The 15663-nt window shown below is 66.1% G+C and carries 13 protein-coding genes, 1 pseudogene and 1 riboswitch; of the genes and pseudogenes, 8 read left to right on the forward strand and 6 right to left on the reverse strand.

The window, feature by feature from the left end:
• Positions 1 to 3 precede the first annotated feature (3 nt).
• The 4 genes from cobG to ABZ720_RS03045 are packed head-to-tail and all read right to left on the reverse strand — an operon-like array spanning position 4 to position 5920.
• Entirely contained in the window at positions 4 to 1176 is a 1173-nt protein-coding gene (gene cobG / locus ABZ720_RS03030; RefSeq protein ID WP_366553684.1) for a precorrin-3B synthase, read from the reverse strand.
• Positions 1173 to 4475, reverse strand: a complete 3303-nt coding sequence (gene cobN / locus ABZ720_RS03035; RefSeq protein ID WP_366553686.1) for a cobaltochelatase subunit CobN — start codon at positions 4473 to 4475, stop codon at positions 1173 to 1175. The genes cobG and cobN overlap by 4 nt, the downstream gene beginning before the upstream one ends.
• A gap of 13 nt (positions 4476 to 4488) precedes the next feature.
• Positions 4489 to 5544 (reverse strand): cobalamin biosynthesis protein CobW, encoded by a 1056-nt coding sequence (gene cobW / locus ABZ720_RS03040; protein ID WP_366553688.1) that lies wholly within the window; start codon positions 5542 to 5544, stop codon positions 4489 to 4491.
• Position 5545: 1 nt separating this feature from the next.
• Complete coding sequence (locus ABZ720_RS03045) at positions 5546 to 5920, reverse strand: DUF1636 family protein (RefSeq protein WP_366553690.1); 375 nt, start codon at positions 5918 to 5920, stop codon at positions 5546 to 5548.
• An 85-nt stretch (positions 5921 to 6005) separates the two neighbouring features.
• A riboswitch (cobalamin riboswitch) is annotated at positions 6006 to 6218 on the reverse strand.
• Between the two features lie 38 nt (positions 6219 to 6256).
• Between ABZ720_RS03045 and cobO the strand changes: the two genes are divergently transcribed.
• Both cobO and ABZ720_RS03055 read left to right on the forward strand, forming a co-directional pair.
• Positions 6257 to 6865: a cob(I)yrinic acid a,c-diamide adenosyltransferase gene (gene cobO, locus ABZ720_RS03050; protein ID WP_366553692.1), complete on the forward strand. Its 609-nt coding sequence runs from the start codon at positions 6257 to 6259 to the stop codon at positions 6863 to 6865.
• A gap of 21 nt (positions 6866 to 6886) precedes the next feature.
• On the forward strand, positions 6887 to 8335 hold the full coding sequence (locus ABZ720_RS03055) for a cobyric acid synthase (protein ID WP_366553694.1): 1449 nt from the start codon (positions 6887 to 6889) through the stop codon (positions 8333 to 8335).
• A 149-nt stretch (positions 8336 to 8484) separates the two neighbouring features.
• On the opposite strand, the gene cbiB is transcribed toward ABZ720_RS03055, so the two are convergent.
• Together cbiB and ABZ720_RS03065 are read right to left on the reverse strand one after the other, a co-directional pair.
• Positions 8485 to 9420 carry an adenosylcobinamide-phosphate synthase CbiB gene (gene cbiB / locus ABZ720_RS03060; protein ID WP_366553696.1) on the reverse strand — a complete coding sequence of 312 codons (936 nt, stop codon included), beginning with the start codon at positions 9418 to 9420 and terminating at the stop codon, positions 8485 to 8487.
• A gap of 122 nt (positions 9421 to 9542) precedes the next feature.
• Positions 9543 to 10124, reverse strand: coding sequence for a histidine phosphatase family protein (locus ABZ720_RS03065; protein WP_366553698.1), 582 nt, complete (start codon positions 10122 to 10124; stop codon positions 9543 to 9545).
• Positions 10125 to 10167: 43 nt separating this feature from the next.
• On the opposite strand from ABZ720_RS03065, the gene cobU reads away from it, so the two are divergent.
• The 6 genes and pseudogenes from cobU (at position 10168) to chrA (ending at position 15653) form a co-directional block, all read left to right on the forward strand.
• Positions 10168 to 10680 carry a bifunctional adenosylcobinamide kinase/adenosylcobinamide-phosphate guanylyltransferase gene (gene cobU / locus ABZ720_RS03070; protein ID WP_366553700.1) on the forward strand — a complete coding sequence of 171 codons (513 nt, stop codon included), beginning with the start codon at positions 10168 to 10170 and terminating at the stop codon, positions 10678 to 10680.
• Positions 10677 to 11684, forward strand: a complete 1008-nt coding sequence (gene cobT / locus ABZ720_RS03075) for a nicotinate-nucleotide--dimethylbenzimidazole phosphoribosyltransferase (RefSeq protein WP_366553702.1) — start codon at positions 10677 to 10679, stop codon at positions 11682 to 11684. The genes cobU and cobT overlap by 4 nt, the downstream gene beginning before the upstream one ends.
• Before the next feature lie 38 nt (positions 11685 to 11722).
• A complete protein-coding gene (locus tag ABZ720_RS03080; RefSeq protein ID WP_366553704.1) occupies positions 11723 to 12433 on the forward strand; it encodes an adenosylcobinamide-GDP ribazoletransferase in 711 nt (236 codons plus the stop codon).
• 126 nt (positions 12434 to 12559) lie between these two features.
• Positions 12560 to 12906 (forward strand): annotated as a pseudogene (locus ABZ720_RS03085) (transposase domain-containing protein); the annotation flags it as partial.
• A gap of 18 nt (positions 12907 to 12924) precedes the next feature.
• Complete coding sequence (casB, locus tag ABZ720_RS03090) at positions 12925 to 14292, forward strand: type I-E CRISPR-associated protein Cse2/CasB (protein ID WP_366554423.1); 1368 nt, start codon at positions 12925 to 12927, stop codon at positions 14290 to 14292.
• Positions 14292 to 15653: a chromate efflux transporter gene (gene chrA, locus ABZ720_RS03095; protein ID WP_366553706.1), complete on the forward strand. Its 1362-nt coding sequence runs from the start codon at positions 14292 to 14294 to the stop codon at positions 15651 to 15653. Before casB ends, chrA begins: the two co-directional genes overlap by 1 nt.
• The last annotated feature ends 10 nt before the right edge of the window (positions 15654 to 15663 follow it).

Here is a 15663-nt window from a genome sequence, read left to right on the forward strand (position 1 = left end):
CGTTTATCCGCCGATAATGGTCGCCACGTGCCGCGGTGCGATCCCGCGGCGGCTCGGCTCGTCCCACGGAGCGCCACCCTTGACAAGATCGAAGGCGCCGTCGCGCCCGACCAGCGTGAGGTCCGCAGACCGGGGATGCGCGCAGCCCTTTGCGCAACCCGACACGTGGAGCGTCACCTCGCAAGGCAGGTGATGCGACAGGCTGCGGGCGAAGTCACGAGTCTCGACGCTGGACTGAGGGCAGCCGGGAGCGCCAGTGCAGGCCGCGACGCGTAGGAGGGCGGCGGCCGGATCGGTCAGCAGACCGGAACTCTCCGCCAGGCTCGCAGGCGAATCCACGGCCGGCAGGAACAGCATGCGCCAGGGAGTGATCCTCAGGACGGCCGCCCCAGCCCCCGCAACTCGCCGCAGATCACCGGCCGCGAGCTCGCCGAAGGCAGCGGCCGCGCAGAGCCCGCCTTCGACCGGCCCGGGCGGGGGCACGGCAGCGGCGGCGTTGGGCGCGCGATCGCCGGCAAGCGCCGGGGGGAGCCTTGCCCCCGATGCCAGATGCCGCGCCATGCGTCCGCGTCCATCCGACCCGACGCCCCCCGAACCGAGGAACCAACGTGCAAGCTCAAGCGCGAGCCCGGCCGCTTCGACCGGATCCGCCGCAGCACGGCCGAGGGAAGCGCCGTCGGGCCGCACGATCAGAACCCTGTCCGACGCCTCGATCCGAATGTCGCCGCTGACGTCAGCGAGCTGTCGCCGCGGACCGGCATCGATCAGGAAACCGAACTTCGACGGCAGGCTGTTGAGGTCGCTGGGTATGAGGCTTGTCGCGAGAGCCGTCGCAGCGCGTGTCTGCGGATCGTCCTCGGCAAGGGGCCGAAAGGGGTCGAGAACGATCGTGCGGCGGCTCTCCGTCCCGACATCCGGATCGAGCAGGTGCAACGCCGCCAACCCCTCGATCAGCGCGCTGTGGGCGGCCAGGGGCACACCGCGGATCTGCAGGCTGGCGCGATTGGTCAGCTCAATGACGCCCTTCCCATGACGTTCAGCCAGCTCGGCCATGCCCCGGGCCTGGTCAGGTGAGATCTCGCCAAGCGGCGGCCGCACACGGACGACCAGCCCGTCGCCCGCGGGCATCGGCCGGTGGGCGCCGGGGCACCAGCCTTTGATCGCGGGGGTGCTCATGCCCCCATCTCCAGTTCGGCAAGAATCGAGTTCCGTCGTGACTGCCAGAGGCCCGATGCGTGCAGCTCAGCGAACCGCCCGCGCATCGCGGCGAGCGCCTGCGGGTTCGCCTCCTCCATGAAATCCGTCACCTCTTCGTCGCCGAGCGTTGCGTCCCAGAAGAGGTCGAAGAGATGTGGCGCAACGACACCGGCAAGATGCGCGAAGGCGGCCAGGTTTTCGAGCGTCGCGGCGACCTCCGCAGCGCCCCGGAAACCATGGCGCCGCATGCCGGCAATCCACTCCCGATTGGCCGCGCGGGCCAGCACGACCCGGGCGATTTCTTCGGTCAACGCGCGGGCACGGGGCCGCGACGGATCGGTGTTGTCGAAATGGTAGAGCGCTGCCGTCCCGCCGGTGACCCCCTTTGCCGCCGCAAAGCCGGCCTCGTGGCTCGCGTAATCCTCCGCCAGCAGGAGGTCCGTCTCGGGCAGGTCCTGAAGATGCACGAAAGCGTCGGCCTGCGCCACGCGCGCGCGCAGTCCCGTCTCATCATTCGCCACCCGCTCACCGTCGAGCGTCCAGGCGGACGCCGCAAGCCACGCCTCACCGGCCTGCTGTCGCCCTGCTTCCGAGTAGTCGCCCAGAAACGGGCCCATGCTCAGACCGAAATGGCCCGGTGCGGGACCGTAGACCCGCGCCTCGTCGCGGCCGATAAAGGGATTCCAGTGCGGCCGCTCGTCGCGGTGCGAAAGCGCGCGCACCGCCTGCTGGAAAAGTGCCGACAGCGTTGGGAATACGTCGCGAAACAGGCCCGAGACGCGCAGCGTTACGTCGACCCGCGGCCGATCAAGTTCAGCGAAAGGCAGGACCTCCACGCCGGACACCCGCTCCGAACCCTGGTCCCAGAGGGGGCGTACGCCGAGAAGGGCGAGCGCCATGGCGAACTCCTCGCCCGCCGTGCGCATGGTGGCGGAGCCCCAGAGGTCAACGATCACCGACTTGGGCCAGTCCCCCTCGTCCTGCAGATGCCGCCGGATCAGTTCGTCCGCGAGCTTGACCCCCTGCTGCCAGGCCGCGCGGGTCGGGACGGAGCGCGGGTCAGTGGTAAAGAGGTTGCGGCCGGTCGGCAGCACGTCGGCCCGCCCTCGATGGGGCGATCCCGATGGTCCAGGCTCGATCCGGTGTCCTGCGAGCGCGTCGATTAGTGCCTGCCGCTCGGCTGCGACCGAGGCCGTTGAGTCAAAGGCCCCGGCGGTGGCCGGCGGGCGGCCCCAGACATGCAGTCCGTCGCCGAACTGGCTTTCCTTGACGTCGCAGACGAAGCGGTCGATGCGCGTAATTGCCTCGGTTAGGCTGGTTGCCGCCTCGATCCCCAGATCGCCCTCGACACCGAGCGCCTGCGCCTCGTCGCGGATCTTCTCCATCAAGCGGTCGCGGCGCTTCGGATCAAGGCCATCGGCGTTAGAAAACTCGTCAAGCAGGGCCTCGAGCCGTGCGAGCCGGCTGGTGGTACCGGATACCTTGAGCGGCGGCGGGATGTGCCCGATCGTAACCGCGCCGATCCGGCGTTTGGCCTGAGCGGCCTCACCGGGATCGTTCACGATGAAGGGATAGATGACCGGCAGGTCGCCGATCAGCGCCTCAGGCCAGCAGTATCGGGACAGTGCTACCGCCTTGCCCGGAAGCCACTCGAGGGTGCCGTGCGCCCCGATGTGGATCAGCGCGTCGGTCCGCGATCGAATCCAGAGGTAGAAGGCGACATAGGCGTGCCGCGGTACGCGGGAGAGATCATGATAGTCGGCATCGCGCGTCGTCCGGCTGCCACGCTCGGGCTGGAGCGAGACAAGAGCATTACCGCGGCGGACGGCGGTGAAGGCGAAGCTGCCGTCCACTACATCCGCGTCATCCTCCGGCGCGCCCCAGGCCGCAAAGAGCGCCTCTTGCAAGTCCGCCGGAAGCTGCTTGAGGGCGCGATGATAGTCCCTGATCGGCCAGTGGATGCGCTCGGCCCCTAGAGCCTCGTGCAAGGGGCACCCGGTTGCGATGCTGTAGCCCGCGTCCGCAAGATCCAACAGCATCGCTTCAGCCGATGCCAGCGCATCGAGGCCGACCGCATGAGCCATGTTCCACTCCCGCCCCGGGTAGGTGGAGAGAACAAGCGCCACGCGACGTTCTTCGGGCGCCCCGCTTGACAGGCGGTGCCAGGCCGCGACGCGATCGGCGATGGCTGCGATCCGGTCAGGCTTCGGGGTGTGGAGGGTACGGGAAAATTCGAGGGCGGGGTCGCGTGAACTCGGCTCCTTGAAGGAGGCGGCGCCGGCAAACAGCCGTCCGTCCACCTCGGGCAGAACCACATGCATGGCCAGATCGGCGGGCGAAAGGCCGCGCTCGGTCTCGGCCCATGCCTTTTGCGTCGAGGTCGCAAGTGCGACCTGAAATACCGGGACGCCCGCGGCGTCGAGGGGTGAGCCGCCCGCGCTACCCAGCCCAGCATCGCCCCGGCCCGAGAAGGAGGTCGCGTTGACGATTGCCGCAGGCGCCAAATGCGCGACCTGCCGCGCCAGCCATTCCCGCGCGCCGGCGGCCTTCAACGACGGCAAAAAGAGTCCGAGCGTTCGGAAGCCGCGCGCACGCAGGCTGGCGCAGAGCGCCTCCACCGGCGCAAGATCGGCAGCAACCAGATAGGAGCGGTAGAACACCAGGAGGACAAGCGGCGCCTCCTTCTCCAGCGCGGCGGCGGCCGGACACGCCAATCCGTTTTCGGGGTCCCAGCCCCCCACTTCAGGCAAAGCCTTTGCACCTGCGACCGGTCCCGCGTAGAGCCCGGCGGCCAGCGCTAGCTGCGCAAGCGCAGCCTGTGCTGCGACCGCACCGCCGGCATCGCAGAGCTGCGTCAGTCGCCGAAGCGTCGAACCTGGGACCGTAGATATGGTGTCAAGCTGCGGATCGGGCCGCCCATCGGCAGGCAAAACGGCCAGTGCAATGCCGCGTCGGCGAGCAAGCACCTTGATCTGTTGCAGGCCGTAGGGCCAGTAGGGGTCGCCGCCGATGAGCCGGATCAGAATGCCTTTGGCGTCGGACAGCGTCTTCTCGATGTAGGTATCAACCGAGAGCGGATGCTTCAGCGCGGCGATGTTGGCAAGCCTGAGCGACGGGAGGCGGCCGTCAGCCCCGCCGCCGCGACGCCAGCCGGCCGCAAAGGCCCCAAGGTCGCTGTCCGAAAAGGACAGAACAACAAGCTCCGCGGGACTCTGCTCAAGATCAATCGGTGTCTCAGTTTCTTCGAGCCCGTGGCTTTCACGGAAGATGACGTGCATCGCGCTCTTCCCGCTACTCCGCCGCAGCGGGCTCCGGCACCAGGATGCTCCGGATCCCGCTTTCGTCGACGTGATCGCGTTCGGCAATCACCACGAGACGGCCCTGTCGCCCCTCTTCAGGCTTCCAGGGTCGGTCGTACTGGTGTCGCATTCGGACGCCGACCGCCTGCACGAGGAGCCGCATCGGCTTTCCTGCAACGGCGGCATAGCCCTTGATTCGCAGGATGTTCTGCCGGCGGGCCAGCTCAGCGACGCGGGAGACCAGGTCGTCCGGATTTGCGATCTCGGGGATGTCGATCACCACGCTATGGAAATCGTCATGCTCGTGATCGTCCGTCCCATCGTGGTGCGACGGCCGCGCGTCCACGTCATCTTCGGCCGCGGCGCCGAGACCGAGGATGACCCGCGAATCCACCGCGCCTTCGGTCACCTCGATGATCGGCAGCCTGCGTGGTGCCTCGGCATGAATGATCGTCCTTGCTTTCTCGATGCCCTCCGGGCCGGCAAGGTCGGCTTTGGTGAGAAGAACGATGTCAGCGCAGGAAATCTGGTCGCCGAAAACCTCGCTCAGGGGCGTTTCGTGGTCGAGGCTGTCATCTGCCAGGCGCTGACGGTCCACCGCCTCGACATTGGGGGCGAAGCGGCCAGCCGCCACTGCCTCGGCATCGGCCAGTGCAATGACCCCGTCCACGGTGATCCTGGACCTGATGTCGGGCCAGTCGAACGCCTTGAGAAGCGGCTTGGGAAGCGCCAGACCGCTCGTCTCGATCAGGATGTGATCGGGACGCTGATCAAGTGTCAGCAGCGCTTCGATTGTCGGAATGAAATCGTCAGCCACCGTACAACAGATGCAGCCGTTCGCCAGTTCGACGATGTTCTCGGCCGGGCAATCCGGGATCGCACAGCCCTTAAGAATTTCTCCGTCCACGCCCACGTCGCCGAACTCGTTGACAACCACCGCAAGCCGTTTGCCGCCAGGGTTCTGCATCAGATGCGTGATGAGCGTCGTCTTGCCCGACCCAAGGAAACCGGTGATGACAGTGACGGGAAGTTTTTCGAGGCTGGCCATATCAGGTGGTCTCCACGGGAGGAATGCGAGCTATGCAGTTCTTGCGGAAATGCGCCGGGCGTTCGCGCCAGGGCACGAGACCGTCGGGCGTGGCGCGGTATCTTTCGGCGCCCTCGCGGATCGTCTCAACATCGCTGGTTTCGTCCAGCCTGCCGTAGACGTAGGTCCAGCGCCCCGCTCCCCTCAGGACGATGGAGCAGCCATGCAGGCAATTCGACAGGCACTCGACCGGCGTGATCTTCACACCATCGACGCCGCGCGCCACGACGCGGCGGTAAAGGATGGCGCCGGGACGTTCCGCATCCTCGGCAATCTTTTGCCCGCGGCGGCAGCGGGTGCAGATTAGAAGTTCTGTTGGCGACATGGATCTCGTCATGCCCTTTCCCGGCGATTCTGGGCGGGGGCACGACGGCTACGCGGCATGATGGGGCCGCCAGTCCGACACCGGACAACCCCGCCCGGTTACACACGTCGTGCTGGCAGGTCTCCCGGCTTACGGATTTCACGGCTATTGCCGTTGCGGTCGCCCAGCCTTCCCGAGCCGCCTTTGCGGCCAGTGGCTTGTTGGGCGCCCTCTCCGATCACGGTCGCGGGGGCGGCTGCGGTTCGGCCGGTTGGCCTCGCGCATTCCCTTTTCACCTGCTACCACAGGCACCAGCACGCGCCACATGCTCAGGACCCGCGAACTCTGTCAAGTTGCAAGGAGCCCACCATGGATGACACCGCGGTTCGTCACCAAGAGAAGAAGAAGCGGATCAAGGTTGCCCGCGACAAGATGATGGAAACCAAGACCGAGGAGAAGGGGCTGATCATCGTCCACACCGGCGCCGGAAAGGGTAAATCGTCCTCGGGCTTCGGGATGATCATGCGCTGCATAGCTAACGGCATGCCCTGCGCCGTCGTGCAGTTCATCAAGGGCACCTGGGAAACCGGCGAGAAGCGCCTCCTGCAAGAGCGATTCGCGGACGAGTGCCGATTCTTCGTCTCCGGAGAAGGCTTCACTTGGGAGACCCAGGACCGCGACCGCGACATCGCTGCCGCGCGCAACGGATGGGAAATGGCCAAGACGCAGATTCTCGACCCGGAGATCCGCTTCGTGCTGCTGGATGAGATCAACATCGCCCTGCGCTACGACTATCTCGACACGGACGAGGTTGTGAGCTTCCTCCTGAACGAGAAGCCGGACATGACCCATGTCTGCCTCACAGGGCGAAACGCCAAGCCTGATCTGTTGGAGGCAGCCGATCTCGTCACCGAGATGACCCTGGTGAAGCATCCCTTCCGGAGCGGCGTGAAGGCTCAAAAAGGCGTCGAGTTCTGATCACTTACAAGGGGTGACGACATGGGTCGCGCGCTGATGATCCAAGGCACCGGCAGCAACGTCGGGAAGTCGCTTCTCGTCGCGGGACTCTGCCGTGCTGCGCGCAAGCGGGGATTTTCCATTGCACCCTTCAAGCCGCAAAACATGTCGAACAACGCTGCCGTAACCGAGAACGGGGGAGAGATCGGCCGAGCGCAGGCCTTACAGGCGTTGGCAGCGGGGGTGCCTTCGCACACGGATATGAACCCGGTGCTCCTCAAACCCGAAACCGATGTCGGCGCGCAGGTGATCGTGCAGGGCAAACGTTTGACGACAGCACGAGCACGCGATTATCAGACGCTGAAGCCGCAACTCCTCGCCAGGGTGACCGAGAGCTTCGCCAGGCTCAAGGCAGCACACGACCTCGTGATCGTCGAGGGGGCGGGCAGCGCGGCCGAGGTCAACCTGCGGGCCGGCGATATCGCCAACATGGGTTTCGCGCGCGAAGCAGGTGTGCCCGTGATCCTCGCCGGCGACATCGACCGCGGTGGCGTGATCGCACAGATCATCGGTACCCAGGCGGTGCTCGATGCGCAGGATGCTGAGCTCGTTGTTGGCTTTCTGGTCAACAAGTTCCGTGGTGATCCATCCCTCTTCACCGAGGGCTTTCGGCTGATAGAATCGCGTACCGGCTGGTATGGTTACGGCGTATGTCCCTGGTTTCCAGACGCCTGGAGGTTGCCTGCGGAGGACGCGCTAGATCTTCATGCGCCGCGTCGAAAGGCGGGGCTACATGTGGTTTGCCTCTGCCTGTCCCGCATCGCTAATTTCGACGATCTCGATCCTCTCGCCCAGGAGCCCGGGGTGCGGCTCACCATGCTGGGGCCCGGCCGTGCGCTTCCTGGGGATAGCGACCTCGTCATCCTGCCCGGCACCAAATCAACCCGCAGCGATCTCGCCTTTCTTCGGGCGCAAGGTTGGGATGTGGATCTTGCTGCGCATCTGCGGCGCGGCGGCCATCTGCTCGGCATCTGCGGTGGCTACCAGATGCTCGGACGGCAGATCGATGATCCGACAGGGGTTGAAGGGGCCGCGGGCAGTGATCCCGGCCTCGGGTTTCTCGACATCGAGACGGTGATGCTCCCCGACAAACAACTGACGACGGTGACGGCCGAGCACAGGGCGACGGGCCTCCCCTTCGAGGGATACGAAATTCATAGCGGCCTCACCGAGGGGCCGGACTGCGCACGTCCCTTCGCCCGGATCGCCGGGCGGCCGGAGGGCGCAGTAAGCGCGGACGGCCGCGTGGCGGGAAGCTACCTGCACGGCATGTTCCGCGATGACCGCTTCCGCGCAGGCTTCTTGGCCAGCTTTGGCACTCTAGCAGCGGCCGGATCCTATGCGTCGCGGGTTGAAGCGGTGATCGAGGCGCTCGCAGCACATCTGGAGCAGCATCTCGACGTCGCCGGGCTGCTTGAGCTCGCGCGCTAACTCAAGCGGATCGTGAAGGCACTACTCCAAAGCCGCTTCGAATCGTATCCACCGTGCCTCGTACCCCGGCACAGACCAAGCCTCAGCCATTCCTCGCTATAGGGGAAGCGAGGCGGCCAGATCGCCGCCGCGATCACGCGTCGCCTCTCTCAGATGATCGCCAGGAAAAGCAACCCCACCCCGCATAAGCCCACGGCCCGCAGGTAGACTGCAAGCCCCCGCTCAAGTGCCTCGGGCGCGGGGTCGGGAGCGCCGTCATTGAGCCAAGGCTCGTCGGAGACACGGTCGCCGTAGGCACGCGGCCCTGACAGGCGGACATCGAGGGCACCCGCCAGTGCTGATTCGGGCCAGCCGGCATTGGGCGAACGGTGGTTTCGCGCATCGCGCATCATGACGCGGATCGGCACTGCACCCCGCCCCGCAACCAACGCTATCAGAAGTGCGGTAAGCCGAGCCGGGATCAGATTCATGGCGTCGTCGAGACGGGCGGCGACCTTGCCGAACTCCTCGTAGCGGGGGTTTCGGTGCCCGATCATCGAATCGAGTGTATTCACCACCTTGTAGGCGACGAGCCCTGGCAGTCCGCCAAGAAGCCCCCAAAAGAGCGGCGCCACGACCCCATCCGAAGCGTTCTCGGCCAGGCTTTCAAGGGCGGCAAGCGTAACCCCGGTCGTATCGAGTTGCGCCGGATCTCGCCCTACTATCATGGCGACAGCCTGCCGTGCGGCAGGCAGGTCTCCCCGAACAAGCGGGGCGGCGACCGCCGCGACATGATCGTGAAGCGATCGCGCTGCGATCCAAGGCCAGGCCAGCACCGCGCCCAGAAGGAGACCTGCAATACCGTCGGGCAAGGCCGCCTGCAACGCCATCGCCGGCAGCGTGCCCACCGCAAGCAGGACAAGCACGATCAGCGTGCCGCCCCCACGCTGCTGCCAGAGGCCGCCGCGGTTCCAGCGATGATCGAGTGCCGTGATCAACGCACCGATCCAGGTAACCGGGTGACCGATCCGTTCGTAAAGCCGCGCGGGCCAACCGAACAAGACATCGATGACCAGCGCCAGCCCAATAATGCCAGCGAAGCTCATTGCACCATACCTGCCCGGAAGCAGCGGCTTGCCCGAGCCAGCTCTCGAAACACGATGTGACGCCCCAGGCTCACGCGATATGGCAGCCATCCATCCGAATGGCGTGCAACGAAAGCCATGGGTCAGACCAGACCGTTCACGCTCACCACCGAGAAGGCTTCGCCGAGGCAGCGTAACCGCGTGACCGAGAGCGGCCCCACCTCAAAGGTTAGCGCGGCAGGGACGTCGCCGATCGCAAGCGCGAGCCCGGCGCGGACGGTCCCGGCATGGGCCACGACGGCAACCGGCCTCCCTCCCTCGGCTTCCGCCGCGATCTCCAGAAGCGCTGGACACACGCGCGCTACCATTCCCGTGAAGCTCTCGCCGCCTGGCGGCAGATGGGCGGCGAGATCACTGCGCGACAGCGGCCCAAGGTCGGGGAGAGCGTCATGAGGCAGCCCCTCATGGGCTCCAAAATCCTGCTCCCACAGGCGGGCGTCGCCCCGTACCTCGCGACCCGGAAATAGCGCGAACGCAGTCTGCCGACAGCGGAGCGCGGGGCTTGTCACCACCTTGCTGCAGGGGGCCAGGTGTTTGGCGAGCCGATCTATTGCATCGCGATCCGCCAAGCGCGCAGGGACGTCGCGGCGTCCGCAGAGCCGCCCGCTGCTCTCGGCAGGAGCATGGCGAATTAGAACGAGTTCGCCGGGGGCAATAGGTATCATTCGGGCTTTCCAAGCTGTAGCAAACCTGCTTTCTCACGTCGCAATGACAAAGTCGATCCTGATCACTGGCGGCGCCCGTTCGGGCAAGAGCACTCTGGCGGAACGCACGACGCTCACGCTCGGCCAACCCGCAATCTACATTGCAACCGCCGAATCCGGCGATGCGGAGATGGCCGAGCGTATCGCCCGCCACCAAGCCCGCCGAGGGCAGGAGTGGCAAACACTGGCGGAACCGCTCGATCTGGTGCGTGCCCTCACCGACAGCGACCGCGGAGCGCCACGGCTCGTCGACTGTATTACCCTGTGGCTGTCAAACCTTATGGCTGCAGGATGCGACTGGGAGGCGGAGGTGGCACAGCTCGCCAGGCTCCTGCCACAGCTGGCAGCCCCTGTGGTCTTCGTGACCAACGAGGTCGGTTCCGGCATCGTCCCCGACAATGCACTCGCCCGTGCTTTCCGCGACGCCGCGGGCTTGGCCAACCAGCAGCTCGCGGAGGCCTGCGACGAGTTCTGGGTGTGTTTTGCAGGCTATCCAGTGAAGGTGAAACCACAATGAGTCTGCCGTCCTTTGCCAGGTTCGACGACCTTCTACGTTTTGAACTGCCTCAGTTCGACGAGGCCGTGGCTCAGGCCGCCAGGGCGCGTCAACTGCAGCTGACGAAGCCGCCGGGCTCGCTCGGCCGGCTCGAGGAACTCGTGACCTTCATGGCTGGCTGGCGCGGCATCGCCAGACCCCGGGTCGACCGTGCGCAGGCACTGGTCTTCGCCGGCAATCACGGCATCTGCGCGCAAGAGGTGAACAGCTTTCCTCAGGAGGTCACGGCGCTGATGGTGGAGAACTTCCAATCCGGCGGCGCTGCGATCAACCAGCTGTGCCGCGTGGCGGGAGCGGACCTCACTGTTGTCGCGCTCGATCTCGATCGCCCGACCGCGGACTTCACCCAGGGACCCGCCCTGAGCGAGGTCGAATGTCTGGACGCGCTCAATCGCGGCGCTGCGGCGGTAGATCCCGCGAGCGACCTCCTGATCCTCGGCGAGATGGGCATCGGAAATTCGACCGTCTCGGCAGCGCTGGCCCATGCCGTGTGTGGCGGCGCGCCTGAGGACTGGGTCGGCCCGGGCGCGGGCAGCGATGAGGCGGGTCTGGCGCGTAAGCGGCGAGCCGTCGCCGCGGCTGTTGCGGCCCATGGCGACCTGCCGGCCCTGCACCTGCTCGCGGCCGTGGGTGGGCGCGAGCAGGCAGCGCTCTGCGGCGCGTTGCTGGCCGCGCGGGCGGCACGGATCCCGGTGATCCTGGACGGCTTCATTTGCACCGCAGCGGTGGCGCCGCTCTACGCCGCCGATGCGCGGTTCCTCGACCACTGCATGGTTGGCCATTTAAGCGCCGAGCCTGGCCATGCGCGGCTGTGCACCGCCATGGGCAAGGAGCCGATCCTGCATCTCCGCATGGCGCTCGGTGAAGGCACAGGCGCCGCGCTGGCCTTGTCGATCCTACGTGGAGCGCTCGCGTGCCATGACGGCATGGCGACCTTCGCCGAGGCGGGCATCGGCCCAGCATGAACCTCGCCCGCCGGGCTGCGGAAGCACGCCTTGCTCTAATGTTACTGACGTGCCTGCCGATGGGCCGGATTGCGGAACCTGTACCAAGCCTCGCCGCCGCACGCTGGGCCTTTCCGCTGGTCGGTGTCCTCGTCGGCCTGATCGGATGGGCGGCCCAGCAGGGGGCGCTCGCGCTGGGCCTCGGGTCTCTCGTCGCGGCCCTCATGGCGCTCGGGGCCCTGGCGCTGGCAACCGGGGCGCTGCATCTGGATGGTCTTGCCGATTTTGCAGACGCGCTCGGCGGCGGTCGTGACCGGGCGCACTGCCTGGAGATCATGCGCGACAGCCGGATCGGATCCTATGGCGTGGTCGCCTTGATCTTCGCCGTCGCGCTCCCGGCTGGCGCCCTCTCTGCGACACCCGACGGTCTCTCGCTGGCCGCCTTCCTCCTGACAGCCACCGCCAGCCGCCTCGCAATGCTCGCGGTCCTCGACCTGCTCCCGCCGGCGCGCGCCGACGGACTTGGGCACCGGGCATCGGGACGTGCTCCGCTTGGCTGGATGCCGGGGGCACTTCTCGTGCTCTTCATCGGCGTGAACGTCGGGTTTGAGGCCCTTGTCGTGCTTCTCGCCATGGGCATGATCGGCGGCTTGATCGCCATCTTGGCCCTGCGTCGCCTGGGCGGGCAGACCGGTGACGTTCTAGGCGCCACTCAGCTTTGTGCCGAGGTTGTGGGATTCATTGCCCTGAGCGCATGGCCAGGGATATAGCGCTACAGTTTCGTTTTCTGCCGCTTTCTCCGATGGCATTCAACGGCATTGGCTTTATGTCGTCGCCTCCACCACGACCACGTCCATATGAAAGCGGTGCCGGTGGACGCCGTAAACAGTAATCCGATTACAAGGCTGATGCGTTCGTTGGGCATCCAGGGCGCCGTCCGCGGCAGGGCGGCCAAGTCCACGGTCAGCGACAAGGCGACACCGTGCCCGGCGGACCGGGTGAACCGCCAGTTCAAGGCACCACGCCCGAATATGCTTTGGGTCTCCGACTTCACCTACGTAAGGCCGAGATGATCCACCGCCGCGGCCCCTGGCACAAGCTCCAGGCCGTTGAACTCGCCACCCTCGAATGGGTCGACTGGTTCAACAATCGCCGGCTGCTCGAGCCGATCGGCAACATACCGCCGGCGGAGGCCGAAGCCGCCTTCTACGACGCCCTGGAGAACAAGCCTATCGCACGGTAGGACTCAGGGTGGCGCCGGCTGCAACCGCTGACCGCAGCGGGGGAGCCGAACCCCCTTGCCGACACGGCGGCCTTGGCGTGTCTGAGGCGCAAGGCGATGCTGTCGGAAGCGCTGGTCGAGCCGGCAGTGCTGGAGCTCTATCAACGCCTGAGATTCGGGCGCGAAGGACTTCACCATCGCATGCCTTGGGTGGCGGCTTCGGCGCTGGTCTTGGCGCATGTTCGCAAGGACCTCGCGGTCAACGAGGGGAAGCGGGCCCCTTCGCCCGCCGCCCAAGTGGGGCGGGTTAGCCTGGACGTCGATTTCACGGACACCCTCCTGAAGCCTTTGCGCTTTCGGCGTCTGCTCCAGGCACGGGCACCGGACGAGTTCATGCGCGAGCTTCGGCGGCTCGTCCAGGTAGGCGATTTTGCACGTAGTTGCGTGCAGTCCAACGCCCCTATGCTGTTTTCCTTGACTAATGCGATCTGTATTTCTTATCAAAGATCATGGGGATTGCGAGCTCCCCACGAGGCGCCAGCCAAAGATCGCGTTCCTATCAATCCCGGAGACGGAGGAACGCACATGCCTGCGCCCAATGCCATTTCTTTCGACAAGCTCAGCCGTATCCTCGGAACCCCCCGTGCGCCGCTTCTGCTCGACGTGCGATCCGAGGAGGATTTCGCGGCCGATCCCCGACTTCTCCCCGGTGCGACTAGGGTCGACGATCAGGCGCTCGCCGCTCTGGCATCCCAGCTCGGCGGTCAACCATCAATCGCCGTCTGCCAGGGCGGTCACCGGCGCAGTCAGGGGACTGCCGCATGGCTGCGCGCCGAGGGCTACGCCTCGGAGTATCTCGAGGGCGGGTTCGAGGCCTGGCGCGCTGCCGAGCTACCCCTGATCGATCCGTCGAAGTTGCCCGAACGCAATACGCAGGGTCGCACCATCTGGGTCACGCGCTCACGTCCGAAAATCGACCGCATTGCGTGCCCCTGGCTGATCCGGCGCTTTCTGGATCCCCGGGCCATCATCCTCTTCGTGGCACCTGCCGAAGTGGTGGGCGTTGCAGAGCGATACAATGCGGTTCCTTTCGACATCGAAGGCGTCTTCTGGAGCCACCGGGACGACCTCTGCACCTTCGACGTGATGCTGGCCGAGTTCGGCCTGACCATTCCCGCCCTTGGCCGACTCGCGACAATTGTGCGCGGTGCCGACACCGCGCGGCTTGATCTGGCGCCCGAGGCGGCCGGTCTGCTTGCGGCTTCGCTCGGCCTGTCGCGGATGTATTCCGACGATCTGGAGCAGCTGGACGCCGGGATGCTGCTCTACGATGCCTTATATCGCTGGGCGCGGGACGCCACCGACGAGACCCACAACTGGCCCACCAACAAGCCGAAGGCAGACTGATGCAGGACCGCGCATACCCCACGCTGACCGATGCCACCGGCATCTGGGCCCGCATCGGTCTGCTAAGCTTCGGCGGTCCGGCCGGGCAGATCGCGCTCATGCACCGGATCCTTGTCGAGGAGCAGCGCTGGCTGGGCGAGAAACGGTTCCTGCATGCGCTCAACTACTGCATGCTGCTGCCGGGCCCGGAGGCCATGCAGCTCGCCGTCTATATCGGCTGGCTGATGCATCGCACGCTGGGCGGCATCATCGCGGGCGTCCTCTTCGTTCTGCCCGGCGTCGTGGCGATCATGGCGCTCAGCTGGATCTACGCGCTCTACGGCAATGTCGGGCCTGTCGAGGCGCTGTTCTTCGGGCTCAAGGCCGCTGTCATGGCGATCGTCGTGCAAGCGGTCATCCGCATCGGCTCACGCGCCCTGAAGAACGGCGCGATGGTCGCCATCGCCGCCGCCTCCTTCGTGGCGATCTTCGGTTTCGCAGTACCGTTTCCGCTCATCATCCTCGTTGCAGGCGTGATCGGGTTCTTCGGTGCGCGGGCGGGCCTGCCCGCATTCCATGGCGGCGACGGACACGGCAAGGTGGGCAAGGTCCAGGTCGACGACGCTGATACCCTGCTGGGCGAGGAGTCGCCGGATCACACGCAGGTCAACCGGGGTTGGGCGTTTCGCATTTCCGGCGTCTTCCTGGTCCTCTGGCTCGCACCGGTGGCGCTATTGTTCGCGGCATTCGGGCCAGCGAACATCTTTTCGCAGATCGCGGCCTTCTTCAGCGTCATGGCCGTGGTGACCTTCGGCGGCGCCTATGCAGTGCTGGCCTATGTCGCGCAGGAGGCCGTGCAGAACTACGGCTGGCTCGCCCCCGGCGAGATGCTCGACGGCCTCGGCATGGCGGAGACCACGCCCGGTCCGTTGATCATGGTGACCCAGTTCGTGGGCTACATGGGCGCCTTCCGCGAGGCGAGTGGCCTGTCACCCCTGATGGCCGCAACGCTTGGCGGGCTGCTGACGACATGGGTGACCTTCACGCCCTGTTTCCTGTGGATCTTTCTCGGTGCGCCCTTCATCGAGCGTCTGCGCGACAACGCGGTGCTGACCGCCGCGCTGACCGCCATCACCGCGGCCGTGGTGGGCGTCATCCTGAATCTCGCCGTCTGGTTCGGTCTTCATGTGATCTTCGACGAGTTGCGGACCGTTACATCCTTCGGCCTCGATCTCGATGTGCCAGTCTGGTCTACGCTGAACCTGACGGCTGCGGCTCTGGTGCTGGCTGCCCTTGTCGCGGTGTTCCGCTTCAAGTTGGGCCCGGTGACGGTCCTTGCAAGCTGCGCGCTTGCCGGGCTCGTGGTCTACTTGACAGGTTGAATGCGGTACG

The organism is Aquibaculum sediminis, assembly GCF_040712085.1.
GTDB lineage: Bacteria > Pseudomonadota > Alphaproteobacteria > Kiloniellales > DSM-21159 > Aquibaculum > Aquibaculum sediminis.

Bases quoted from the DNA above. Each gene is read 5' to 3' on its own strand.
- ABZ720_RS03080 (WP_366553704.1), top strand. From the start codon at position 11,723: ATGTTACTGACGTGCCTGCCGATGGGCCGGATTGCGGAACCTGTACCA.
- cbiB (WP_366553696.1), bottom strand. From the start codon at position 9,420: ATGAGCTTCGCTGGCATTATTGGGCTGGCGCTGGTCATCGATGTCTTG.
- cobG (WP_366553684.1), bottom strand. From the start codon at position 1,176: ATGAGCACCCCCGCGATCAAAGGCTGGTGCCCCGGCGCCCACCGGCCG.
- ABZ720_RS03045 (WP_366553690.1), bottom strand. From the start codon at position 5,920: ATGACGAGATCCATGTCGCCAACAGAACTTCTAATCTGCACCCGCTGC.
- cobN (WP_366553686.1), bottom strand. From the start codon at position 4,475: ATGCACGTCATCTTCCGTGAAAGCCACGGGCTCGAAGAAACTGAGACA.
- chrA (WP_366553706.1), top strand. From the start codon at position 14,292: ATGCAGGACCGCGCATACCCCACGCTGACCGATGCCACCGGCATCTGG.
- ABZ720_RS03065 (WP_366553698.1), bottom strand. From the start codon at position 10,124: ATGATACCTATTGCCCCCGGCGAACTCGTTCTAATTCGCCATGCTCCT.
- ABZ720_RS03055 (WP_366553694.1), top strand. From the start codon at position 6,887: ATGGGTCGCGCGCTGATGATCCAAGGCACCGGCAGCAACGTCGGGAAG.
- cobU (WP_366553700.1), top strand. From the start codon at position 10,168: ATGACAAAGTCGATCCTGATCACTGGCGGCGCCCGTTCGGGCAAGAGC.
- cobT (WP_366553702.1), top strand. From the start codon at position 10,677: ATGAGTCTGCCGTCCTTTGCCAGGTTCGACGACCTTCTACGTTTTGAA.
- cobW (WP_366553688.1), bottom strand. From the start codon at position 5,544: ATGGCCAGCCTCGAAAAACTTCCCGTCACTGTCATCACCGGTTTCCTT.
- cobO (WP_366553692.1), top strand. From the start codon at position 6,257: ATGGATGACACCGCGGTTCGTCACCAAGAGAAGAAGAAGCGGATCAAG.